The organism is Microbacterium sp. LWO14-1.2 (assembly GCF_038397715.1).
Classification (GTDB): domain Bacteria; phylum Actinomycetota; class Actinomycetes; order Actinomycetales; family Microbacteriaceae; genus Microbacterium.
This window is the reverse complement of sequence record NZ_CP151633.1, coordinates 1,367,188-1,392,716: the sequence shown is the minus strand read 5'-3', so window position 1 is coordinate 1,392,716 and position 25,529 is coordinate 1,367,188. Positions and strand designations below refer to the sequence as shown.

General features: G+C 70.4%; 12 protein-coding genes. 10 read left to right on the top strand and 2 right to left on the bottom strand.

From position 1 onward, the window contains the following. Nucleotides 1-15: 15 nt before the first annotated feature. Nucleotides 16-1,299 (bottom strand): TetR/AcrR family transcriptional regulator, encoded by a 1,284-nt coding sequence (locus tag MRBLWO14_RS06700; RefSeq protein ID WP_341935678.1) that lies wholly within the window; start codon nt 1,297-1,299, stop codon nt 16-18. Between the two features lie 138 nt (nt 1,300-1,437). On the opposite strand from MRBLWO14_RS06700, the gene MRBLWO14_RS06695 reads away from it, so the two are divergent. The 6 genes from MRBLWO14_RS06695 (at nt 1,438) to MRBLWO14_RS06670 (ending at nt 14,374) form a co-directional block, all read left to right on the top strand. Continuing rightward, the gene (locus tag MRBLWO14_RS06695; RefSeq protein WP_341935677.1) at nt 1,438-2,736 is read left to right on the top strand and encodes an MFS transporter; all 1,299 of its coding nucleotides are present in this window, start codon (nt 1,438-1,440) and stop codon (nt 2,734-2,736) included. Nucleotide 2,737: 1 nt separating this feature from the next. Then, on the top strand, nt 2,738-4,501 hold the full coding sequence (locus MRBLWO14_RS06690) for a glycoside hydrolase family 3 N-terminal domain-containing protein (protein WP_341935676.1): 1,764 nt from the start codon (nt 2,738-2,740) through the stop codon (nt 4,499-4,501). 341 nt (nt 4,502-4,842) lie between these two features. Then, entirely contained in the window at nt 4,843-10,050 is a 5,208-nt protein-coding gene (locus MRBLWO14_RS06685) for a choice-of-anchor G family protein (protein ID WP_341935675.1), read from the top strand. A 69-nt stretch (nt 10,051-10,119) separates the two neighbouring features. Then, nucleotides 10,120-10,935, top strand: a complete 816-nt coding sequence (locus MRBLWO14_RS06680; RefSeq protein ID WP_341935674.1) for a DUF5819 family protein — start codon at nt 10,120-10,122, stop codon at nt 10,933-10,935. Nucleotides 10,936-11,159: 224 nt separating this feature from the next. Next, nucleotides 11,160-12,167, top strand: coding sequence for an HTTM domain-containing protein (locus tag MRBLWO14_RS06675; protein WP_341936173.1), 1,008 nt, complete (start codon nt 11,160-11,162; stop codon nt 12,165-12,167). A 143-nt stretch (nt 12,168-12,310) separates the two neighbouring features. Beyond that, nucleotides 12,311-14,374: an acyl-CoA dehydrogenase gene (locus MRBLWO14_RS06670; protein ID WP_341935673.1), complete on the top strand. Its 2,064-nt coding sequence runs from the start codon at nt 12,311-12,313 to the stop codon at nt 14,372-14,374. Between the two features lie 201 nt (nt 14,375-14,575). Here MRBLWO14_RS06670 and MRBLWO14_RS06665 read toward each other — a convergent pair whose 3' ends face one another. Further along, on the bottom strand, nt 14,576-15,514 hold the full coding sequence (locus MRBLWO14_RS06665; protein ID WP_341935672.1) for a hypothetical protein: 939 nt from the start codon (nt 15,512-15,514) through the stop codon (nt 14,576-14,578). Nucleotides 15,515-15,623: 109 nt separating this feature from the next. Here MRBLWO14_RS06665 and MRBLWO14_RS06660 point away from each other — a divergent pair, with 109 nt between their 5' ends. From MRBLWO14_RS06660 to MRBLWO14_RS06645, 4 genes are all read left to right on the top strand, one after another. Beyond that, the gene (locus MRBLWO14_RS06660; protein ID WP_341935671.1) at nt 15,624-16,670 is read left to right on the top strand and encodes an NAD(P)-dependent alcohol dehydrogenase; all 1,047 of its coding nucleotides are present in this window, start codon (nt 15,624-15,626) and stop codon (nt 16,668-16,670) included. A gap of 368 nt (nt 16,671-17,038) precedes the next feature. Then, on the top strand, nt 17,039-18,649 hold the full coding sequence (locus MRBLWO14_RS06655; RefSeq protein ID WP_341935670.1) for a DUF222 domain-containing protein: 1,611 nt from the start codon (nt 17,039-17,041) through the stop codon (nt 18,647-18,649). 63 nt (nt 18,650-18,712) lie between these two features. Further along, entirely contained in the window at nt 18,713-19,294 is a 582-nt protein-coding gene (locus tag MRBLWO14_RS06650) for a DNA-3-methyladenine glycosylase I (RefSeq protein WP_341935669.1), read from the top strand. A 158-nt stretch (nt 19,295-19,452) separates the two neighbouring features. Next, nucleotides 19,453-25,509, top strand: coding sequence for an Ig-like domain-containing protein (locus MRBLWO14_RS06645; RefSeq protein ID WP_341935668.1), 6,057 nt, complete (start codon nt 19,453-19,455; stop codon nt 25,507-25,509). The last annotated feature ends 20 nt before the right edge of the window (nt 25,510-25,529 follow it).

Below are 25,529 nucleotides of genomic sequence, written 5' to 3'. Positions count from 1 at the left end.
CGAGAGGCGCGGTCCTCAGCCTCGGGGCGGCAGCACGTCATCGAGGTGCGCGCGCAGCTGCGCCGCGATGTCGACGGCATCCCGGTCGTACAGCCACTGGTACTGCAGGCCGTCCCACAGCGCGACGAGCCACACGGCCTCGTGCTCGGGATCGCGGTGCGCCGGCAGATCGCCGTCGACCTGCGCGAGTCGGAAGAGCTCGGCGAAGTAGTCGATCACGCGGGTGAACCGCTGGGTGAAGTACTCGTGGGCGGGATGCCCCGCCGGCACCGCCTCGCACGAGAGCACGGCGTACACCTCGATCAGGCCGGGTTCGTCGTGCGCGTTCCCGAACGCGCCCAGCGGCAGATCGCGCAGCGCATCGGCAGCGCGGTCGAGGGGCACGGTGTCGGCGCGATCCTGGATCGAGCGGTCGCGCTCCGCGAGCACCGCGCTGAGCAGCAGCTCCTTGGACGGGTAGTGATGCAGGAGCGTCGACTTCGAGACGCCGACGGCCTCGGCGATGTCACGGAGGCTCGTGTCGCCGTAGCCATCGCGGGCGAAGAGTCGCATGGCGTCGGCGACGATCCTCGCCCTCCGCTTGCGTCCGACGGCGTAGCCGGGGTCGGTGTCGACCGGTTCGTCGACGAGGGCACCGGTGAGGCCGGGAAAGGGAGAACCGGTCTCGGCCGCCGGCTCGTCGTCGGGGTCGCGCCATCCGAGCGGCAGGGCCCACTGCGCCTCTCGTGCCTCCAGCACCGCGACCACGTCGACGCGGTCGGGCAGGTACTGCGACATGAGCTGCAGGCCGTCCCACCCGGCCATGTGCCTGATGGTCTCGTCGGCCACGTCTCGATCGGCGTCGACCGTGCCGTGCAGCCGGGCGTCACCGAGCACCTCCCCGGTCAGTGCGCGGAGTCGTTCGTACCGGTCCCGCATGCGTCGATGAGCGGGGTGCGCGGGTGCCGAGGCCTCGCCGGTGAGCGCGGCGAAGAGCTCGAGGTAGCCGGGGGTGCGGGCGTTGCGGGCGGCGATCGCCGCCGACACGAGTTCTCCGGGTTCGGCGTTCGCGGTGATGACGTCGAACGCGCGTTCGTTGTCCTCCTCGAAACCGGCGACGACCTCGGCGAGCAGGTCGTCCTTCGAGGCGAAGTGACCGAGCAGACCCGGATGGCTGACGGATGCTGCGGCGGCGATGTCGCGCAGCGAGGTCGCCCGGTACCCGTGCGCGATGAACAGCTTCCGCGCGGCGTCGAGGATGCGCTGCCGCGTGGCGGCCGCGCGCGCCTGCCGCGTGCCGGTCGGGGTCACGATCGTCATGTCCGCCTCCTCCTGCATCCTATCCTCGCTCATTACCAACCGGTCGGCATTCACTTACCAAACGGTCGAGTTTCGTGTATCGTCGTGGCACATCGGGTCGCAGACGACCCGGTGCACCCTTGCCCGAAAGGAACTCGCATGACAGAGCTGTCATCGGCCGCCACCGCTGCTGCGGTCGGAACGACCGGCTTCAAGGCCCCCGGCACGACCCCGCTGAAGACCCCGCGCGGCTACACGCCCGGACTCGCCGCCGTGAACTTCGGCGTCTTCCTCGCGCTGCTGACCCCGGTGATGGTCTCGATGGCGTTCAAGATCCAGCGCCTCGACCCGACGAACACCGAGGGCAGTCTCGGTCTCGTCATGGGCGTCGGCGCCGCGTTCGCCCTCATCGCCAACCCGCTGGTGGGCCGGCTCTCCGACCGCACCACGTCGCGATGGGGCATGCGTCGCCCGTGGATCCTCGGCGGAGCGATCGTCGGTCTCGGCGGCTTCGCGATCATCGGCGTCGCGACCTCGGTGTGGGTGGTGCTGCTGGCCTGGTGCCTGGTGCAGACCGCGATGAACGCCGTGCTCGCCGCCGCCAACGCGACCCTCCCCGACCAGGTGCCCGTGTCGAGCCGTGGCAAGGTCTCGGGCGTCGTCGGCATCACCACCCCCATCGGCATCCTCGCCGGCAGCTTCCTGGTGAACTTCCTCCCCGGCGACTTCGAGCGCTTCGTCGTGCCCGGCGTGATCGCGCTCGTGCTCGTGGTGATCTTCGTCCTCACGCTCAAGGACCGTCGCCTCCCCCAGAAGCCCGCCGAGCGCTTCACGCTCGCGATGTTCTTCGGCTCGTTCGTCTTCAACCCCCGCAAGCACCCGGACTTCGGCTGGACGTGGCTCACGAAGTTCTTCGTCATGTTCGGCTACGCCGGCATCGCGACGTTCCTGCCGCTCTACCTCGTGACGCGGTTCGGCCTCGACGAGCAGGGAGCGGTCAGCACGATCCTCATCGCGAACCTCGCGTCGATGGCGGCCATGGCGATCTCATCGCCGCTGGGCGGCTTCCTCTCCGACCGCATCGGCAAGCGCCGCCCGTTCGTCGCGGTCGCGGGTCTCATCATGGTGGTCGGACTCGTGATCCTCGCGATCGCTCCGAGCATCGAGATCGTGATCCTCGCCCAGGCGATCATCGGCCTCGGCGCCGGATCCTTCCTGTCGGTCGACCTGGCGCTCGCGACGGAGGTGCTGCCGAACCCCGACGACGTCGCGAAGGACCTCGGCGTGCTCAACATCGCCAACGCGCTGCCCCAGTCGATCGCGCCGGCCATCGCCCCCGGCATCATCGCGCTGGGCGCGGCCACGCCGCTCGGCGGCTACCCGACCTGGTACCTGTTCGGCGCGCTCGTCGCGCTCGCCGGTGCCGTGCTCGTCTACCGCATCAAGGGAGTGAAGTGAGATGACGGACGTCACGACCACGACCACCGCAAGGCCCTGGCTCGATCGCAGCCTCTCGACCGATGAGCGCGTGCAACTGCTGCTCGACGAGATGACGGTCGAGGAGAAGGCGGGGCTCTTCTTCCACACCATGATCGCGATCGGCGACCTCGACGAGGCGAACCCGGTGTTCGGGATGCCGAGCGCCCGCGAGCTCGTGGAGGGCAAGCACCTCACGCACTTCAACCTGCTGGGCGCTGCGCCGACAGGCCGCGAGATCGCAGCCTGGCACAACGAGCTGCAGCGACTCGCGGCATCCACCCGCCTGGGCATTCCGGTGACGCTGTCGACCGACCCTCGCCACTCCTTCAGCGAGAACCCCGGGGCCTCGATCCTGGCCGGGCCCTTCTCGCAGTGGCCCGAGACGCTGGGTCTGGCGGCGACCCGCGACCCCGCGCTCGTCGAGCGGTTCGCTGATATCGCCCGCAGGGAATACACCGCCGTCGGCCTGCGCGTCGCCCTGCACCCGCAGGTGGATCTGGCGACCGAACCGCGCTGGGCGCGGCAGACGGCGACCTTCGGCGAGGACGCGGAACTCACGGGCATTCTCGGAGCGGCATATATCCGAGGCTTCCAGGGCTCGTCCTTCGGTCCCGGCTCGGTGTCGACCATGACCAAGCACTTCCCCGGCGGCGGACCGCAGAAGGACGGCGAGGATCCGCACTTCGCGTACGGCCGCGAGCAGGTGTATCCCGGCGGGCGGTTCGACCTGCACCTGAAGCCGTTCGAGGATGCCATGGCCGCAGGCACCAGGCAGATGATGCCGTACTACGGGATGCCGGTCGGCACCGAGTACGAGGAGGTCGGCTTCGGCTTCAACAGATCCGTGATCACCGGCCTGCTCCGGGAGCGCTTCGGCTTCGACGGCCTGGTGTGCACCGACTGGGGCCTCATCACCGACGCGGAGATCTTCGGTCAGCCGTTCCCGGCCCGCGCCTGGGGCGTCGAGCATCTGTCGCCGCGCGAGCGGATGCGCGCGGTGCTCGAGGCGGGTGCCGACCAGTTCGGCGGCGAGGACTGCGCGGAGCTGCTGCTCGAGCTGATCGCCGACGGGTCGATCCCCGAGGAGCGGCTCGACGTCTCGGCGCGACGGATGCTGCGCGAGAAGTTCGAGCTGGGTCTCTTCGACGATCCGTTCGTCGACGAGGATGCCGCGGATGCCGTGGTCGGCGCTCCCGAGTTCCGCGCCGCCGGAGAGGACGCCCAGCGCGCCTCGATCACCGTGCTCACGAACGACGGAGTGCTGCCGTTCCGTCGGGGCCTCAAGCTCTACGTCGAGGGCATCGACGCGACGGTGGCCGGCGGGTACGGCGAGGTGGTCGACTCCCCGGATGCCGCCGATCTCGCCGTCATCCGTCTGCAGGCGCCGTTCGAGCAGCGCGAGACCATGTTCGAGAACTTCTTCCATGCGGGCTCGCTGGAGTTCCCGTCCGAGGTGGTCGAGCACGTCGGCGCCGTCGCCGCGGTCGTCCCGACCGTGATCGACGTGCTCGCCGACCGACCTGCGATCCTCGAGCCGATCGTCGAAGCGGCGGCCGCTGCGGTCGTGAACTGGGGAGCATCGGGCTCGGCGCTGCTCGACGTGCTGAGCGGCGCGTCGCCGTCGCAGGGCCGGCTGCCCTTCGACCTGCCCCGCTCCATGGCGGCGGTCGAGGCGTCTCGACCCGACGTGCCGTTCGACACGGCCGACCCGCTGTTCCGCTTCGGCCACGGTCTCGTCCTCTAGCCGCTCGCGTCCTCTTCCCGCTCGCTCATCGGAGGCCTCGCAGACGTCGTCTGCGGGGCCTCCGTCATGTCCGGACGGCGGCGTCGCAGACCGATCGTTCCGCGTGTTGCGCAGTTTGTTGACTGAACCATCATTCAATTGAGCCGTTCGCACAACCGGAATATTGGTCAAATCACAGAATGTCCAGAACGTAGTTAATCCATGCGCGAAAGCTGGACAAAACCTGGACATGAATCCGCTCCCACGGGAATACTGTCTCCAAAACATGCGCTCAGCCGATGATGTCTTCGGCACCTGGGGAGGGCCCATGACGCGGGGAAACTGCATCACGGGAGAGGCGAATGGACATTTCGGAGGGGAGGGCTCTGCGGCGACGCAGGGCCATCGGAGGGGGAATCGCAGGCGGAACAGCCGCCGCGGTCATCCTCGCGAGTGCACTGGTACCGACGGCGGCGAACGCCCTCGACGCGGCGGATCCGACTGATCCGTCGGTCGCCCAGGGACAGATCATCCAGCTGCCGGCCGGCCTGCTCGGGGGATTGGACATCGCGACGCTCGGGCACACGCTGACGAGCAATCCGTCTGCTGTCGGTCCTGAGCTCGGCGGCCTCGACGTGACCGCGCTGGACGCGCTGAGCATCGACGTCGGCACGCTCAACGTCCCGCTGCTCACGGACGGCTCGACGCCCGGGCTGCTGCAGCTCGGAGACCTCGGCAGCGCTCAGAGCTTCAGCTCCTCGCCGACGCAGACCCAGTCGATCGCCTCATCCGGCACGATCACGTCGGGCGGCGCCATCGACGCGGGGGCCATCGACGGCAGCGTCGACCCCGGCACGCTCGACCTCACTGGTCTCTTCGACCAGCTCAACGTCGCGGGGCTCACCGACGCCGTCCTCGACCAGGCCTCGGTGGGCATCGGCGCGCTCGCATCCAGGGCCGAGTCGAACGCGGGGGCCCCGACATCCGAGTACCGGATCGCCGACCTCGGTCTCGACCTGCACAGCGACCTCGTCGCCGGCCTGTCGACCACTCTCGGCGGTGCCATCCAGACCACGGTGACGCCCGTGAGCAACCTCGTCGGCCCCGGCGGCGCTCTGACCGCCCTCGCCACGACGCTCGTCGGCACGGTCAACGCCATCCCCGACGTGCCGCTCGTGGCGAACTTCACAGCGACCGGCGGCACAGCGTCGATCGCCGGGCTCGACACCGTCGGCCAGACGGTCGCGACGGAGGTGCTGCAGGAGCCGCTCGAGAACACCACCGGCTCGGTACTCGTCGACCTCGCCGACGGCACAATCTCGGTCGACCTCGCCCGACTGCTCGTCGAGACCGGCGCCGGCGCGAACCTCAACACCCTGCCCGCGAACACCCCGGTGCTCTCGGCGACCATGATCGCCGCGATCCAGCAGGGGATCACCTCGGCACTGACCGGGACGCACCCCGAAAGCCTCAACGGCAAGGTCACCTCGACCCTCACGACCGCGCTCAACGCGCTCCAGGCGACGGTGAACGTCGGCGTCACCATCACCAACCCGCTGACCGGCGTCACGCTGACCTCCGGCACCATCACGGTCGCCGGGACGCTCGCGCAGTTCGCGGGAACGGCGACGCCGGCTCCGACGACGACCACCGACATCACGCTCGCCGGGCTCGACCTCAGCCTGCTGCTCAACCCGGTGATCGCCGCTGTGACCTCCGCGGTCGCGACCACCACCGGGCCGCTCGTGAACACGGCTCTGACGAGCGTCATCCCGCTCGTGCAGCCCGCGCTCGCCGCGCTCACCACGCCGCTGCTCGCGACACTCGACCCGGTTCTGCAGGGCGTGCTCTCGCAGGTCGCGACCATCACGATCAACGAGCAGCCGACGCCGGGAGACCTCGGGGCCGGCAGCTTCACGGTGCGCGCCCTCGGCGTCGATCTGCTCCCCGGAGTCGGGGGAGGAGTGTCGCTCGACCTGGGCTCGTCGACCGTGAAGTCGGCCGTCGCCGCGGTCGCCGCGATCGACGCGGCCGACACCGTGCAGGCCGGAACGAACCTCGCCGTCACCGGCTCGGGCTTCCCCGCGACCACCGCGGTGTCGGTGCAGCTCACCGCCCCCGGCGGCGCGAACGTCGGCGGCCCCGAGACCGTGACCACCGACGCGACCGGCGGCTTCACCCTGGCCTACCCCGTTCCGGCCTCCGCCGCTCCGGCGGCAGGATACACGGTCACCGCCACCGCAGGTGCCGTCAGCGCCACCGACACGACCGAGGTCACAGCCGCCGCGGCGGTCGACGCGGCTCCGGCCGTGCAGGCCGGCACCGATCTCGCGGTCACCGGAACGGCGTGGCCCGCGAGCTCGCAGGTCTCCGTGCAGCTGACCGCCCCGGGTGGTGCAGCAGTGGGCGGCCCGGTGCTCGCGAACACCGACCCGACCGGGTTCTTCTCGATCGCCCACCCCGTGCCCGCCGGTACCCCCGCTGCGACGGGATACACGGTGACGGCGACGGCAGGAACCCAGGTCGCGACCGACACGACAGAGGTCACCGATGCGCCGGTGCCGACGGTGGATGCCGCGGCGACCGTGCAGGCCGGCACCGATCTCGCGGTCACTGGCACCGCCTGGCCCGGGAACACCCTGGTCACGGTGCAGCTGACCGCCCCCGGTGGCGCGACCGTCGGCGGCCCGGAGACCGTCACCACCGATCCGGCCGGCGGCTTCACGCTCGCCTACCCGGTGCCCGCCTCGGCGGTGCCGGGGACCGGGTACACGGTGACGGCGACCGCCGGTGCGGCGACCGCGACCGACACCACCGAGGTGACGGCGGCCGCCTCCGTCGACGCGGCCGACACCGCGCAGGCGGGCACGGACCTCGCGGTCACCGGTGCCGACTGGCCGGCGAACACGCAGGTGTCCGTCCAGCTGACCGCCCCGGGCGGCGCCGCCGTCGGCGGACCGGAGCTCGTGACCACCGACCCCAGCGGTGGCTTCACGCTCGCCTACCCGGTCCCCGCCGCGGCGACGCCCGGAGCCGGGTACACCGTGACGGCGACCGCCGGTGCGCAGGTCGCGACCGACACGACCGAGATCACCGCGGCCGCAGCCGTCGACGCGGCCGACACCGCGCAGGCCGGAACCGAGCTCGCGGTGACCGGCACCGGCTGGCCCGCCACCTCGCAGGTCTCGGTGCAGCTCACCGACCCGGGTGGCGCGCCCGTCGGCGGACCGGTGCTCGTGACCACCGACGCCACCGGCGGATTCACCGTCGGCTACCCCGTCCCCGCCACGGCGACGCCCGGCACCGGGTACACCGTCACGGCGACGGCCGGTGCACAGGTCGCGACCGACACCACCGAGATCACGGCGGCGGCGACGGTGGATGCCGACGCGACCGTCGAAGCCGGCACGTCGCTGTCGGTGACCGGCGCGAACTGGCCCGCGAACACGCAGGTCTCGGTGCAGCTCACCGCCCCCGGCGGTGCGGCCATCGGCGGACCGGTGACGGCGACGACGGGTCCGCTCGGCGGATTCACCCTGTCGTACCCGGTTCCCGCCGGAACCCCGGCCGCACCCGGATACACGGTGACGGCGACTGCCGGCACGCAGACCGCGACCGACACCACCGAGGTGACGGCGGCTCCGGTCGTCGTGGATGCGGCACCGACCGTTCCGGCCGGGACGAACCTCGCGGTGACCGGCAGCGGCTGGCCCGTGAACTCCTCGGTCTCGTTGCAGCTGACCGCACCGGGCGGCGGGGCGAACGTCGGCGGTCCGGTGACCGCGACCACCGATGCGTTCGGCGCGTTCACCGCCAACTACCCGGTCCCCGCCGGCACCACCCCCGGCACCGGCTACACGCTGACCGCGACGGCCGGCGCGATCACGGCGACCGACACCACCGAGGTCACGGCCGGCGATCCGGGCGACGTGAACACGAACGCCGCGGCATCCGCCTCCGCATCCGCCGACGCGACCGCAGACGGCGACCCGTCGGCGCAGGCGGCGGCCGAGGCTGCGGCCCTCGCCGACGCGACATCGTCGGCATCCGCCGCGGCGACGGCCGACGCGACGGCAGCAGCCGTGGCCGCGGCGACCACCGACGCCTCCACGACGGCCTCCGCCGATTCGACCACCACCGCGAATGCGGCGGCGGCGGTCGCGGCCCAGGCGGCGGCTCAGGCCGACGCCTCGGACGACGTGAACGCGGCGGCCTCGACAGCGGCCGACGCGAACTCGGCGGCCTCGTCGGAGTCGGCGGCCACGAGCGATTCGTCCACCGACGCCTCGTCGGAGGCATCGACGAACGCGAACGCGGCGGCCTCGGCATCCGCATCCGCGAACGCCGACGCGTCGAGCGCCGCAGTGGCGGAGACGGCGGCCCAGGCCGCGGCCTACGCCGATGCGACGGCCGAGGGTTCCGCTGCGGCCGACCCCGCGGCGGAGGCGGCATCGCAGGCGGCGGCGACAGCCACCGCATCGACCGCGGCCACCGCCGACGCGACCTCCTCGGCCAACGCCGGAGCCGCGATCGCGGCGCAGGCGGCGGCCCTCGCGGACGCGACGTCGAACACCGCGGCCGACACCTCGGCCACCTCGGACGCCAGCACGAGCGCGGCGGCCAACGCGAGCGCGGCGGCCATCGCCACCGCGTCGACCGACGCCTCGTCGGATGCGGTGGCCTCGGCGGACGCCTCGGCCGAGATCAACACCAACGCCTCGGCGTCGGCAGCGGCCTCGGCTCAGGCAGACGACGACAGCAACGCGGCAGCGCAGGCGGCAGCGGTCGCGGCGGCTCTGGCTGATGCCACGAGCAGCGCCTCGGCGGCGGCTGATGCGACGGCGGCGGCAGCGGCGCAGGCCGCCGCGACCACCGACGCCTCCACGGACGCCTCGACCACTGCGACCTCGACGGCGAACGCCTCGGCAGCCGCGGCGGCCCAGGCGGCAGCGCAGAACGACGCGACCTCGACGAGCGCGGCGGACGCCTCGGCCTCGGCCGATGCGGATCCGAACGCGTCGGCGGCCGCGGCGGCGAACGCCTCGTCGTCGGCCACGGCGTCGGCCACGGCGGCGGCGGACGCCTCGGCATCCGCCACCGCGCAGGCCTCGGCCTCGGCGACCGCGCAGGCCTCGGCCTCCGCTGATGCGGCAGCCGACCCCGGTGCGAAGCTCGGCATCATCATCCGGGTCCCCGTGCTCGAGCGCGGCGACCGCCAGACCGCCGTCGGCACCGGCTTCGCGCCGGGCGAGACGGTCACGGGAGTGATGACGTCGGCGCCGCTCGCGCTGGGCACGCAGGTCGCGAACGCCCAGGGCACGGTGACCTTCACCTGGACGATCCCGGCCGGATACGACCTGGGCACCCACACGGTGACGCTCACCGGGGCGAGCTCGGGCAGCGTGGCGGCGACCTTCCAGGTGGTGGCCTCGGGGCTCGCCACCACAGGCGGCCAGGTGCAGAGCGGCTGGATCGCCCTCGCAGCACTGCTGCTGGTGCTGGGTCTCGGAGCCGTCAGGTTCGGCCGGCGCCGAGCGCAGACCGTCGCGACCGACCGCATGGTCGAGTAGCGGCACTCTCGTCGGGGCCGCCGCGCACGGCGGCCCCGACACCCCTCGGCGGTCAGGAAGGTGCGCACAATGACCACGACGACACAGACATCATCCGAATCGGACACCGCGGACGAGCGCGTGGACGCGGCGAGACCGCGGCCCGCGTGGTGGGTCAAGCTCATCGCGTTCGGGGCATGCCTCCTGACGCTCTGGCACGTCGGGGCCTCCTTCCTCTGGATCGCCCCGTACTCCGCGCTGCGGGAGGTCCCCACCCAGGAGGTGCTCGCGGGGTACATGCTGCCGATGTTCGGCCAGTCGTGGAGCGTCTTCGCGCCGGAGCCGATCAACGGCGACTACCACTTCAACGTGCGCGCCGTGATCGAGAAGGGCGGCGAGCAGATCGAGACAGGGTGGGTCAGCGCGACCGACGTCGAGCTGTCGATGATCCGCTACAACCTCTTCCCGCCGCGCGCCGGCATCCAGTCGAGCGAGGTCGCCAGCGGTCAGATGAACGCCTACAACAAGCTGAACGAGCAGCAGCAGGCGGTCGTCGCGCTCGACTACACGGAGGACGGCTGGGAGGAGTGGATGGTGCGCTCCTTCGACGAGCTCGAGGGCGACAACCCGTCGACCGCGGCGTACATGGCCGAGGAACACCTCTCGACCGCGTACGCCACCCAGGTCGCCTACGCGATCTGGGGAGCGGATGCCGTCGTCGAGGTGCAGTACCGGGTGAGCAGGCAGAACGTCGTCCCCTACGCCGAGCGGAACGACCCCGGCGCCCAGCGCCCCGATCCCACGTTCTCCACGACAGGGTGGCGTCTCCCTATAGAAGAGGAAGGGCAGAGTCGCGAGAACTTCGCGAACACCTTCCGCAGCCAGTTCGAGAGGACCCAGAAGTGAGCGCCCCCGCGAAGACCCGTGGGCGGCGCCCCGCCGCGAGGACCACCGCTCCCGCGCCGGTCGAGTCACCGGCACCGCCGAAGCCGTCGCCGCCATCTGCTCCGCCATCTGCTCCGGCATCCGCTCCGCCGTCCACGCCCGGCCCCCGATCAGGGGAGACGCAGGCGTCGTTCCCGGTGCGGCTGCTGACGTTCGCGTCGTCGATGGTCGCGGGGTTCTGGGCCATGGTCGTGTCGGCGATCGATCGCATCTCGGCGTTCATCGGGGAGTGGCTCTTCTCGGGCAAGAAGGCCCTGTACGGGCTGGCGGTCACGCGGATCCTCTTCGGCGTCACGGCGATCGGACTCCTCGCCTCGAACTTCAGCACCCGCCTCTACACGTTCGGATCGGGATCCGCGTGGAACGGCGAACTCGCGCAGCCGGTCAGCGACTTCCCGACCATCTGGGTGTTCAGCGCATTCCACGCGGCGATGGGCAACGACGCGCTCTACACCGCGCTCTACCTCCTGCTCGGGGTGCTGGCCGTGCTTTTCGTGCTCGGCTGGCGCTTCCGCATCGTGCTCCCCGTCTTCTTCTGCCTGTGGGTCGGGTTCATCGAGGCGAACGACATGGTGGGAGACCAGGGCGACAACATGTTCCGCATCGCCCTGCTGCTGCTGTTCTTCGCCGACCCCGCGGCGCGGTGGTCGCTCGACGCCCGCCGTCGCGCGAAGAGCGGCGAGTGGTTCGCCCAGGGCAGCCAGCCGGCGCTGCTGGGCACGGTCTTCCACAACCTCGCACTCGTCGCCCTCACCGCGCAGGTGTGCTTCGTGTACGCGTCCGGTGCGCTGTTCAAGGCCGGCGGTGATCCGTGGAAAGAGGGGTACGCGGTCTACAACCCGCTGCAGACCGCGAGATTCGGCACCTGGCCGGTCCTCAGCGACCTGGTGACGACCTGGGGGCCGATGGTCGTCGCCGCGAGCTGGGGATCGATCATCCTGCAGGTCGCGTTCCCGCTCATGCTGCTCACCCGCCCCACGCGGTTGATCGGCCTCGTCGGCATCCTGTCGTTCCACATCGGGATCGCGGTGCTGATGGGCCTGCCATGGTTCTCGCTGACCATGATCGCGATCGACTCGATCTTCATCCGCGACCGCACCTGGTCGCGGTTGAGTGCCGGAGTCGCCCGCCGGTGGGACGACGCGAAGTCGGCGCCGCCCCTGCGCGCGTCCGCCGCGTCTGACCACACCTGACGGCGTCCGACTGTGGGCTGACGACAATCCGTCGCGGCGACGAGGTCGAGACTGGTTGGTGGAACCATACAGGTGACTTCATCATGGGTTGTGGCACACCTACCATGGAGGCATCCCCGATCTTCTCCTGAGAGGAACGCGCCATGGTCGACGCCGCCGTCCGTCCGAACACCACCCCCGCCGAGCCGAACGAGTCCGCGAGCGTGCGCCTCGACGTCGATGCGGTCACCGATCTGCTGCTCGGCACGTGGGGCGACACGCGTCGCGAGGCGCGCGAGATGATCAAGGACTCGGCGTTCTGGCGCAAGGACGAGCTCGGCAAGGACGAGCACCGCGAGCGCGTGCTCAGCCAGCTGCACCTGCTCGTCGACAACAAGGCGGTGCACCGCGCGTTCCCGAAGCGTCTCGGCGGCGAGGAGAACAACGGAGCGAACATCGCCGGGTTCGAGGAGCTCGTCACCGCCGATCCGAGTCTGCAGATCAAGTCGGGCGTGCAGTGGGGGCTCTTCGGCTCCGCCGTGCTGCAGCTCGGCACCGCCGAGCACCACGACAAGTGGCTGCCCGGCATCATGAGCCTCGAGATCCCCGGCGCGTTCGCGATGACCGAGATCGGGCACGGGTCCGACGTCGCGGCCGTCGGGACGACCGCGACCTACGACCCCGAGACCGAGGAGTTCGTCATCAACACCCCGTTCCGCGGGGCGACGAAGGAATACCTCGGCAACGCGGCCCTGCACGGCATCGCCGCGACCGTCTTCGCGCAGCTCATCACGAACGGCGTGAACCACGGCGTGCACTGCTTCTATGTGCCGCTGCGCGGCGAGAACGGCGTCGACCTGCCCGGCATCGGGCGCGAGGACGACGGCCTCAAGGGCGGACTCAACGGCATCGACAACGGACGCCTGTCGTTCGACCACGTGCGCATCCCGCGCACCAACCTGCTCAACCGCTACGGCGACGTCGCCGCCGACGGCACCTACTCGAGCGCGATCGACAGCCCCGGCCGCCGCTTCTTCACGATGCTCGGCACCCTCGTGCAGGGGCGTGTCTCGCTCGACGGCGCCGCCTCGTGGGCGTCGGCCCTCGGACTGAAGATCGCGATCACCTATGCCACCCAGCGCCGACAGTTCGACGGCGTCGACGGGCAGGAGGTCGTGCTGCTCGACTACGGCAAGCACCAGCGCCGTCTGCTCCCTCGCCTCGCCACGACGTACGCGCAGATCTTCGCGCACGACGAGTTCCTGCAGAAGTTCGACGGCGTCTTCTCCGGTCGCACCGACACCCCGGCCGACCGTGAGGACCTCGAGACCCTCGCCGCAGCGCTCAAGCCGCTGTCGACCTGGCACGCCCTCGACACGCTGCAGGAGGCGCGCGAGGCCTGTGGCGGCGCCGGCTTCATGTTCGAGAACCGTCTGGTGGGACTCCGCGCCGACCTCGACATCTACGTCACCTTCGAGGGTGACAACAACGTGCTGCTGCAGCTCGTCGGCAAGCGCCTGCTGACCGACTACGCCAAGCAGTTCACGGGCAAGGATGCCGCGGCCCTCGCCAAGTTCGCCGTCGGTCAGACCGCGGGCAAGCTGTTCCACGGCGCCGGGCTGCGACAGTTCGGCCAGTCGGTCGCCGACTTCGGTCAGGTGGCGCGGTCGGTCGAGAACGGACTCCGCGAGGAGCAGCAGCACCTGCTGCTCGCAGAGCGCGTGCAGCAGATGGTCGCCGACATCGCGGCACGACTGCGTCCCGGCGCGAAGGACAAGGCGCTCGGCTCGCGGCTGTTCAACGAGAACCAGGCCGAGCTCATCGAGGCGGCCCGCGCCCACGGCGAGCTGCTGCAGTGGGAGGCCTTCACCGACGCCGTGCACCGCGTCGAGGACCCCGACACCAAGAAGGTGCTGACCTGGCTGCGCGACCTGTTCGGCCTGCAGCTCATCGAGAAGCACCTCGCCTGGCACCTCATCAACGGACGCCTGTCGATGCAGCGTGCTGCGGCGGTGTCGAGCTACATCGATCGGCTGTGCGCTCGACTGCGTCCGCACGCGCTCGACCTCGTCGACGCGTTCGGGTACGAGCCCGAGCACGTCCGCGCACCCATCGCCTCGGGTGCGGAGAAGGAGCGCCAGGATGAGGCCCGCGCGTACTACGCCGCGCTCGCGGCATCCGGCGACGCGCCCATCCAGGAGAAGGCGCTCAAGCAGAAGAAGCGCTGACGCGCGTCGCGCTCCCCGCGGGTCGTTGAGCGAGCGAACCCTCCCGCGGGTCGTTGAGCGAGCGAGCCCTCCCGCGGGTCGTTGAGCGAGCGAGCCCTCCCGCGGGTCGTTGAGCGAGCGAGCCCTCCCGCGGGTCGTTGAGCGAGCGCAGCGAGACGAAACGCGGTTCCCTCCCCGGATCGTCCGTCCCGCTCCCTCGTCTCAGCCGACCGGAGGCGGCGGGTACTGTCCCGGGTGCCCCGGTGCCGCCGGATACCCGGGAACCGGCTGCGCCACGGCATCCTGACCCGTCCGGGCCGTGCGCGCCCGCGCGCGCACCCGCAGCAGCACAGCCGTGAAGGCGAGGAAGCCGAGTCCCACTGCGGCGCCGCCGCCGTAGAGCAGCATCGTCGGGACGACCATGTTGACGCCGCGCGGCAGCTGGACGAGCACGGGGAACGCGGCATCCGACGCGAAGAGCAGAAGCGCGCTGCCGACCAGGAGAGCAATACCGGGAAGCAGGAGGGCGTACGGCGACCATCGCGCGACCACGATCCCGGCGACCGCGAGCACGAGTCCGCCGAGCATCGCGAGCGCCGCGTCGGGACGCAGATCGAACTGAAAGCGCTGGAAGGCGAGCAGCGACCCCTCCGCAACGCCCCACGCGGTGAGCCAGGCGGCGCCGGCGAGCAGCACGGGGGAGCCGACGAGGCCGATCGCGCCGAGGGCGCCGGACCTCGGTCGCGGGTCGCGCCGCACGAGGGCGAGCACGAGGCCCATCGCTCCGAGCACGGGAAGGACCGACAGGGGGATGCCGTAGATCAGCCCGTCGCCCCACTCCCGCGGGAAGGCGCCGTAGACGGTCCAGAGCACGCCAGGGAAGATGGCGAAGGCGAGGGGGAGGACGCTGAGGATCCCGATCGCGATGAGCCCGGCGGAGCTCCAGAGCCCTGTCGCGATGACGGCGAGGATCAGGATGACGCCGAGCATCTGCAGGAGGAGGGGGCCGATCAGCGGGGTGAGATCTCTCTCGAACCCGAACGAGAAGAATGCGCGGCTCACGGCGGTCCCGCCGATCGACAGCAGTATCAGAGCCGTCGGGGTGAGGACAAGCGCGATCACGATCGAGACCAGGCGTGCGAGCATGGATGAGCGGTGCATGAGACGTCCCTCCAGAGTCGTAGCCCCACCGTACCGATCCCCCCGCCGCAGGTGCCGCCCGATCCTGTCGCGGACGGCCCCGATCCCGTGGCGAACAGAAGGAGTCCCGATGACCCGCGTCCACGCCTACGCCGCCCCCAGCGAAGCCGCCCCGCTCGAGAAGACCGTGATCGAGCGCCGCGAGCTCGGTCCGCACGACGTGCTCATCGACATCGCGTTCGCCGGTATCTGCCACTCCGACATCCACACGGTGCGCGGCGATTGGGGTCCGCAGAGGTATCCGCTCGCGCCGGGGCACGAGATCGCGGGAACCGTCGCGGCCGTCGGATCCGACGTCACGCGTCACTCCGTCGGCGACCGGGTCGGCGTCGGATGCATGGTGAACTCGTGCGGCGAGTGCCGCAACTGCGAGCGCGGGGACGAACAGTTCTGCACGAACGGCACGATCCTGACCTACGGCAGCATCGACAGGGACGGGACCGTCACCCAGGGCGGATACTCCGAGCAGGTCGTCGTGACGGAGTCGTTCGTCGTTCGCATCCCCGAGGGGATCGAGCTGGATGCCGCTGCCCCGCTGCTCTGCGCCGGCATCACGACCTACTCCCCGCTGCGGCACTGGAACGTCGGACCCGGCAGCCGGGTCGCCGTCGTCGGACTCGGCGGGCTCGGCCACATGGCCGTGCAGATCACGCACGCGCTCGGTGCGGAGGTCACCGTGCTGTCGCAGACGCTCACCAAGAAGGACGACGGTCTGCGCCTCGGCGCCGACCACTACTACGCCACGAGCGACCGCGAGACGTTCCGCAACCTGCGCTCGTCCTTCGACGTGATCCTCAACACCGTGAGTGCGGTCGTCGACCTGCGGTCGTACCTCAGCCTGCTCGACGTGGGCGGATCGATGGTGTGCGTGGGTGCTCCATCGGAGCCCCTGCCCGTGCAGGTGATGTCGCTGATCGGCGGGCGCCGCTCGCTCGCCGGGTCGAACATCGGCGGTATCCAGGAGACGCAGGAGATGCTCGACTTCTGCGCCGAGCACGGCATCGCCGCGGAGGTCGAGGTCATCCCGGCATCGCAGATCAACGAGGCGTACGAGCGCGTGCTCGCGTCGGATGTGCGCTACCGCTTCGTCATCGACGCCTCGACCTTCGCGGACTGAGCGAGGGTATCCCTCTCGGTCGCTGAGGGAGCGGACGTCCCGCTGGTCGTTGAGCGAGCGGACGTCCCCGCTGGTCGTTGAGCGAGCGGAGCGAGACGAAACGTTCTGGTGTTGGTCGTTGAGCGAGCGGAGCGAGACGAAACGCGTTCCCTCTCGGTCGTTGAGCGGGCGGAGCGAGTCGAAACGCGGCCCGTCTGGTCGTTGAGCGAGCGGAGCGAGACGAAACGCGGTGGGGTTTCGGTCAGGTTCTGTGCCTGTCCTCGATCCTGTCCGGTAGCGTTCCAGAGTTCTGGAATACCCTTCTGACCTGGCCCGTTTTGCGTGGTTTCCCCCGCGTGAATGTCGGTGGTCGCGGGTTGACTGTCCGTATGACCCATCCCGCCGAGACACTCGCTCAGGTCGTGTCCGACCTGGATGCGGTGCTGTCCGATAACACCCTGGCGGGGTTGTCGGACGCGGATCGGGTGCGGGTGTTGCAGGCGGCGGGTGCGGTGTTGCGGCGGGTGGACGCGGTGGTGGTGGAGACTCTGGGGTCGACGAACCCGGTCGATCTTGCCCACGGGGCGGGATGCCGCTCGGCGCAGGAGTTGGTGCAGCGCACGCTGCTGGTGGATGGGCCCGGTGCGGGGCGGGTGGTGAAGGCGGCGGGGCTGGTGCGGCGGGAGTTGAGTCTGGTGTCGGGGGAGTGGTTGCCGGCTCGGTGGCCTGCGGTGCGGGACGCGCTGCGGGACGGGGTGATCGGGGTGGCGGGGGTGTTGGCGGCGACGGGCCCGGTGGAGCGGATCCGTGACCGGATCGGGGCGGAGGAGCGGTTGGCGGCGGATGCGTTCCTCGCTGATGTCGCCCGCGGTCTGCACGATCAGGGTGACGATGCCGACCTCGAGGGCGAGGACGAGGGCGATGATCCCGAGGCGGGCGCTGACGGTTCGCAGGGGGCGGATGGGTCCGGTGGTCCGGGGGTGATGCCGGAGGATCTGGGGCGTGTGGCGCAGCAGATCGCGCTGGTGTTGGACCCGGATGGGCCAGAACCCGATGACCAGCAGGCGTTGCAGCGCCGCGGCCTGACGATCGGACGCCTGCACCAGGGACTGCATCGGATCACCGGGCACCTCGTCCCGGACGCGGCCGCACAACTGCAGGCGGTGCTGGATGCGATGCTCAACCCGAAGGTCGACGGCCCACCCCACCCGACCGGCGTGCGCTTCGCACCCTCCCCGGCTGAGGATGGCAACACCTCTTCCGGTGTCGGGCGTGACATCGCCGTCGATCCCGCCGCCGTCGATCCCGCTGCGGTCGATCCCGCCGCGGTCGATCTCGCCAGGGACGAGCCTGCCGGACCCGATCGCGTTCCCGTCCCGGTGGAGGGGTGGAATGCGGATCCGCGGGCGGTGATCGATCCCCGCACGCCTACCCAGAAACGTCATGATGCGTTCGCGGCAGCGGTGGGGATCGCGGCCCGACACCAGGACATGCCCTCCCTGGGCGGTGCGGCACCGACCCTGGTCGTGACGGTCGATGCGACAGACCTCGCCCGCCACACCGGGCGGGCGCGGCTTCCCGGGTCGGACGCGACCATCCCCACCGCCGCGGCCGTGCACACGGCCTGCTCCGGGGTGATCCAGCGGGTGCTGATCGATCAGGGGAGGATCGTGGGGATCACGGTCACCGACCGGGTGTTCACCGTGCATCAACGGCGGGCGATCATCGCCCGCGACTCCGAGTGCCTCATCCCCGGCTGTCATGTCCCGGCGGCGTGGTGCGAGATCCACCACGTCACCGAACACGCCCGCGGCGGGCCGACCTCCACCGACAACGGGGTCCCGTTGTGCTGGTGGCACCACCGCTCCCTGGCCACGTCCGGGTGGGAGATCCGCATGAACCACGGTATCCCCCAAGTCCGCGGACCCGCCTGGTGGGACCCCACCCACCACTGGCACACACCCACCCACAGCGCCCCACCACTGGCCAGGTCGGCATGATGCGCGGGCACTGCGCTGAGGCTGCACGATCTCGACGTCCGTGGCGGGCGATACGGTCGACCCATGCCTTCCCTCCTCATCGGTCCCGACGAACGCGCGCGCTGCGCCTGGGTCGGCGACGACGCCGAGTACCGCCGCTACCACGACGAGGAGTGGGGCACCCCGCTGCACGGCAACCGCGCGCTGTTCGAGAAGATGGCGCTCGAAGGCTTCCAGGCGGGGCTGTCGTGGATCACGATCCTCCGCAAGCGCCCGCGCTTCCGCGAGGTGTTCGCCGGATTCGACCCCGACGCGGTCGCAGCATTCGCCGAGGCCGACGTCGAGCGCCTCATGGGCGACGCGGGCATCATCCGCAACCGGGCCAAGATCGAGGCGACCATCGGCAACGCCCGCATCGTCCGCACCATGGCCGACGGCGAACTCGACGAACTCATGTGGTCGTTCGCACCGCCCGCCACCGGCATCCGCCCGGCGAGCTTCGCCGACGTCCCCGCCGTCACTCCCGAATCCACCGCCCTCAGCAAGGAGCTCCGACGCCGCGGATTCCGCTTCGTCGGCGCCACCACGATGTACGCCCTCATGCAGTCCGCAGGCATGGTCGACGACCACATCGAAGGATGCTGGAGAGCCGCACCACCGCAGTGAAACCACCCTGCCCAGGAATTCGGGCAGTTCTCCCCATCGTGCGCGGTATTCCGGCCGGTTAGGATAATCGGGTGTATCGTGCGCCGCCGTGTGCGCGATCGGGAGAGTCTTGAACGACGAGACCCTGGGGGGAACCGGGTATGAAGGCGTTGTCGTGGATGCGGGCACGACCGAAGACACTGGCGTCCGCCGCCGGTGTGACGGTGGGTGTGATCGCCCTCACCACGATGGCGATCAACTATCAGGGCTTCCCGACCACGAAGGTCGACCTCAATGACGGCGGCGTCTGGATCACCAAGGCGTCGAGCCTCCTCGTCGGCCACTTCAACCACGAGTCCACCGTCCTCGACGGCGGACTCCGCACCACCGGCGAGAACTTCGACATCCTGCAGGACGAGACGACGATCCTCGTCGTCGACGAGAGCGCCGCCACCGTCACAGCCGTCGACCCCGCCCGCGTCTCCCTCGGTGACTCCGCCCGCATCCCGTCCTCCGCAAAGGTCGCGCTCGGCCACCAGACCACCGCGATCCTCGACAAGAAGTCCGGAAACCTGTTCGTCGTCCCCGTCAAGGGCATCCCGACGTTCAAAATGGACGGCGCCGAACCCGCCGCCAAGCTCGGAGCCAACGCCGACGTCGCCGTCGCCGAAGACGGCACCGTCTTCGGACTCTCCGCCGACCGCGGCGAGGTCGTCACCATCCCCGTCGACAACGAGGGCGAGCCGCTCGACCCGTCCACGGCATCGGTCGGCGAGATCGACGACACCGGAGCGCCGCGCATCACCGCCGTCGGACGCACCCCCGTCGTGCTCGACACGGCCGCAGGCGTCGTCACCACCCCCGGAGGCTTCCGCACCGAGGTCGCCGACGCCGCGGATGCCGTGCTGCAGCCGGCCTCCGCCGAGACCACGGCCGTGGCGCTCGCGACGAAGTCCGCACTCGTCAGCGTCCCCCTCGACGGCAGCGAGCCCGTCGTCACCGACGTGGGCGGCAGCGGCACCCCCGCGGCGCCCATCTCGCTGCGCGGCTGCACGTACGCCGCCTGGGCCGGCTCCGCGCGCTTCCTCCGCGAATGCCCCGGCGACGGCAACGACGTCAACGAGCGCATCGAGGGCGCCGAGCAGTCGAAGAGCCTCACCTTCCGTGTGAACCGCGATGTCATCATCCTCAACGACGCCGTGGGCGGCGCCGCGTGGATGGCCAACGAATCCCTGCAGCGCGTCGACAACTGGAACGACCTCACCCCGCCCGAGGGGGAGACGCAGGATGAGGACAACACCACCGAGGAGACGGTCGAGACGACCCTCCCCGACCGCAAGGAGGAGAACACCCCTCCCGTCGCGGAAGACGACGAGTTCGGCGTCCGTCCCGGCGCGACCACGCTGCTCCCGGTGCTCGACAACGACAACGACCCCGACGGCGACGTGCTCGTCGCGACCCTCGCCGAGGCCCAGCCCTCGCTCGGCACCGTGCAGCCCGTCCAGAACGGGGGATCGCTGCAGATCGCCGTCGACGAAGAGGCGACCGGGTCGACGACCTTCGTCTACGAGGCGAACGACGGCCGCAACGGCAAGGACACCGCGAACGTCACGCTCACGGTGCACCCCTGGGACCAGAACGCCGCCCCGACCCCGAAGCGCAAGACGTCGCTCGTCGTCGAATCCGGCGGAACGGTGTCGTACAACATCCTCCCCGACTTCATCGACCCCGACGGCGACGACATCTACCTCAAGGGCGTCGAGCCCGCGCCCGGCGACGAGGTCGACTTCACCACCGACGGCCAGATCACATACAAGGCCACCGCGAGCCTGCAGGGCCGGAAGGAAGTGCAGGTCACGGTCGCCGACGGATTCGGCGAGACCTACGTCGGCACGATCTCGCTCGACGTGCGCCCGGAGGGCTCCACCGACCCGAAGACGAACGCCGACCACGTCGTCACCCGCGTCGGCGAGCAGGTCACCGTCGCCCCCCTCGCGAACGACACGAGCTCCGGCCGCGAGCCGCTACGCCTCGGCCGCGTCGACGAGTCGCCCGGCGCGACGATCCTGCCCGACTACCCCAACAAGACCTTCACGTTCTCGGCCGCCGCACCCGGCACCTACTACGTGCAGTACCTCGCGACCGCCGGTCCGAAGAACGCGCAAGGGCTCGTCCGCGTCGACGTGCAGGACGAGAGCGACAATGACCTGCCGCCGATCGCGGTGCGCGACGTCGCGCTCCTGCCGAGCGGCGGCGACGTGCTCGTCGGCGTCCTCGCGAACGACATGGACCCGGCCGGGGGCATCCTCGTCGTGCAGTCCGTCTCCGTCGAGCCGAGCTCCGGCATCTCGGTGTCGGTCATCAACCACGAGACGCTGCGCATCACCGACCAGGGCGCGCTAACCGACCAGGTGCGCGTCAAGTACCGCATCTCCAACGGCTCGAAGTCCGCGGAGGGCGAGGTCGTCGTGATCCCGATCCCCGCGCCCGACGAGATCCTGCAACCGGTCGCGAACCCCGACACCGCGTACGTGCGGGCCGGCGACGTGGTCTCGATCCCCGTGCTCGACAACGACACCCACCCGAACGACGACGTCATGCACGTGTCGCCCGAGCTGATCGAGTCGCCCGACCCGGAGGACGGCGAGGCATTCGTCTCTCAGGACACCGTGCGCTTCAAGGCGGGCCCCGAGGCGAAGACCGTCTACCTCACGTACGAGGCCGTCGACTCGCGACAGCAGAAGGCCGCCGCGCTCGTCACCATCCAGATCCTCCCGATCGACGAGGAGACCAACGCCGCCCCGCGTCCGCAGGACATCGTGGCCCGCGCGCTCGCCGGCACCGAGGTCAGCATCGCGGTGCCGCTCGACGGCATCGACGCCGACGGAGACTCCGTCGAACTCCTCGACATCACCTCGAGCCCCGCCAAGGGACGCATCGTCGAGACGGGCGCGAACTACTTCACCTACGAGGCCTTCGACGGCTCCGCGGGCGTCGACACCTTCAAGTACCGCGTGCGCGACCGCCTGGGCAAGGAAGGCGTCGCCACCATCCGTGTCGGCATCGCCCCCGCCGAAGACGTCAACCAGGCACCGTACGCGGTGAAGGATGCCGTCGTCGTGCGCCCCGGCCGCGAGATCGCCGTACCGGTGCTCGCCAACGACTCCGACCCCGAGGGCGACAAGATCACCCTTGTCAGCGAGAAGAACGGCGGGCTCGAGGTCCCCAAGATCGACGGCCTCTCGGCGCGGGTCTCCGGTGACCGCGTTCTCGTGCAGGCGCCGAACCGCTCTCTCGAGACGTCGCTGCAGTACACGATCCGCGACTCGCGCGGCGCGACAGCGTCGGCCGTGCTGCAGATCACCGTCGACGAGGACGTGCCTCTGCAGGCCCCGATCGCCCGCGACGACCGCGTGCGTCCCGAAGACCTCAAGGACGACACGCTCACCGCCGAGATCGACATCCTCAAGAACGACGAGGACCCCGACGGCACGACCGACGCTCTCGACGTCACCCTCGGTGCGGGCGCCACCCAGCTCGATAACGGTCTGGTGCAAGTGACGGTGCAGGAGGAGCAGCAGCTCATCCGCTACACGCTCACCGACCGCGACGGTCTCGAGGCCTCCGCGTTCATCTTCGTCTCCGCGGAGTCCGGCTTGCGCCCGACCGTCGACCTCACGAAGCCCGTCGAGGTCATCAGCGGCGAGACGAAGGCGCTCCCGCTCTCCGAGTACGTGACGGTCGCCGGCGGCGGGACCGCCCGCATCACCGAGCACGCCAAGGTCAGCGCGGTGCACGCCGACGGCTCGGATCTCGTCAAGGACGAGACGGCCCTCGTCTACACCTCGGCCGCGGGCTACTTCGGTCCGGACGCCATCACCTTCGAGGTCACCGACGGTGACGGACCCGACGACCCCGAGGGTCGCAAGGCGACGCTGACGATCCCGATCGACGTCCTCCCGCCCGACAATCAGCAGCCGGTGTTCGTGAACAGCCAGATGCAGGTCGCCCCCGGCGAGGACGCGACGGCCCTCGACCTCGCCGCGCTCACCACCGATCCGGACCCCGAGGATCAGGGCAAGCACAAGTACACCTTCGTCGGCGGCGACGGCAAGGGCGTGTCAGCGAAGGTCGACGGCACGCAGCTGCTCGTGCAGGCGTCGTCGAGCGCGAAGAAGGGCACCGCCCTCACCCTCAAGGTCCGGGTCACGGATGGGCAGACGGAACCCGTCGAAGGCACCGTGACGGTGCTCGTCGCGGCATCCACCCGAGCCATGCCCGCGGCCAACACCGACACGGTGTCGGAGGCCGACCAGGGCAAGCCGGTCACGGTCGACGTGCTCGCGAACGACTTCAACCCCTTCCCGGAGACGCCGCTCAAGGTCGTCTCGGCCGTGGTCGAAGCCGGTATGGGCAGCGTCTCGCAGAAGGGCGACCAGCTGACGGTCACGCCGGCGGCGACCTTCGTGGGCACGCTCGTCGTGCGGTACCGGATCCAGGATGCGACGGAAGACGCCGACCGCGAGGTCAACGGACAGGTCATCGTCACCGTGCAGGGCGTGCCGGAGGCGCCGGGCGCTCCGATCGTCACGAGCGTGCAGGACCGCACGGTCGTCGTCTCGTACGGCGCCCCGTCGAACAACGGCGCGGAGATCACCAAGTACACCGTGAAGGCGGTGAGCGGCGGCGCCTACACGAAGGAGTGCCGCTCGACCACCTGCACGCTCGACGGCCTCACCAACAACGTCGAGTACACGTTCCAGGTCACCGCGACGAACCGCGTCGGCGAGGGCAAGCCCTCGGGCACGTCGGCCGTCGCCCGCCCCGACGCGCGCCCCGACACCCCGAACCCGCCCACACTGAAGTTCGGCGACAAGTCGCTCGCCGTCAGTTGGACGACCCCGTCTACCCCGGGTTCGCCGGTCGAGAGCTACACGCTCGAGATCTCGCCCGCCCCGCCTTCGGGCGTCGCGCAGAAGCAGGTCACGGGCAACTCGCTCACCTGGGAAGGCCTCGAGAACGGCGGCAACTACCAGGTGCGCGTGCAGGCGCACAACAAGGCGCCGGATCCGTCGAGCTGGAGCAACTGGTCGGCGTCCGAGGTTCCGGCGGGACCGCCGCTGAAGCCCGCCGCGCCCACGACGACGCAGCTCGCGTCGGTCGGCACCGAGGCGCAGATGCAGGTCAACTGGGGCGCGCCGAACTCGAACGGCGATGCCATCGCCAGCTACCAGCTCGAGGTGCGCAACGGCGGCACGGTCGTCAACACGCTCACCCCCGGCGCGGGGGCGACCTCGCAGGCCGTCAAGGTGCCGACGTCGGAGACGCCGTACACCTACCGCATCCGCGCGCAGAACAAGGCGGGCTGGGGCGAGTGGTCCGACCTGTCGGCGCCTCGCCGCGGCGTCAACGCGCCGGGCGCGCCGACGAGCCTGAGCGGCCAGGCGGCCGACCGATCGATCATCAACATCTCGTACAACGAGGGTGCCCGCAACGGTGCCAAGTCGAGCGAGCTCACCTACCAGTACACGTTCAACGGCGGCGGCAGCTGGCAGGCACTGAACGGCAACTCGATCGGCGGCCTGACGAACGGCCAGACCTATAACCTGCAGATCCGCGCGGTCTCGACCGTCGACGGCACCTCGTATGCCGGTGCGGCATCGAACGTCGCGAGGGTGATCCCGTTCGGGCAGCCCAAGGCGCCCGTGGCGAAGGCCGAGAACCTCGGCCAGTCGGTGCGGCTGTCGTGGGACGCGAGGAACTCCGACAACGGACGGTCGATCGACCAGGTGCAGATCAGCATCGACGGCGGCGGCTGGCAGAACGTCGCGATCAACGGGTCGCAGACCGTCGGCAACGGCTACGAGGAGACGCACAGCATCAAGGTGCGGGCCCATGCCGCCGAGGGCGGCTGGTCTCCGGAGGCATCCGACTCCGCACGGACGAACAACCGCCCGGCCGAAGTCCTCAAGACCGGCAAGGGAGCATCCGGCAACTGGCCGGGTGAGTGCACGCACTCCTCGTGCGCGTACGTCACCCTCACGGTGCAGAACTTCCGGAGCCCAGGCAACTACACGCTGCGGTGCGATGACGGCGGCCAGTTCGGGAACTCGGCGCGGTACGTGCCCGAGAACGGCACGGTGCAGCTCGGATGCTTCTACGGAAACCCCGGCCGCTCCATGCGCGTCTACATCGTCGAGCTCAACCGGTACGCCGATGCCATCAACTGGTACTAGCACGACCCGCCACCGCGTCG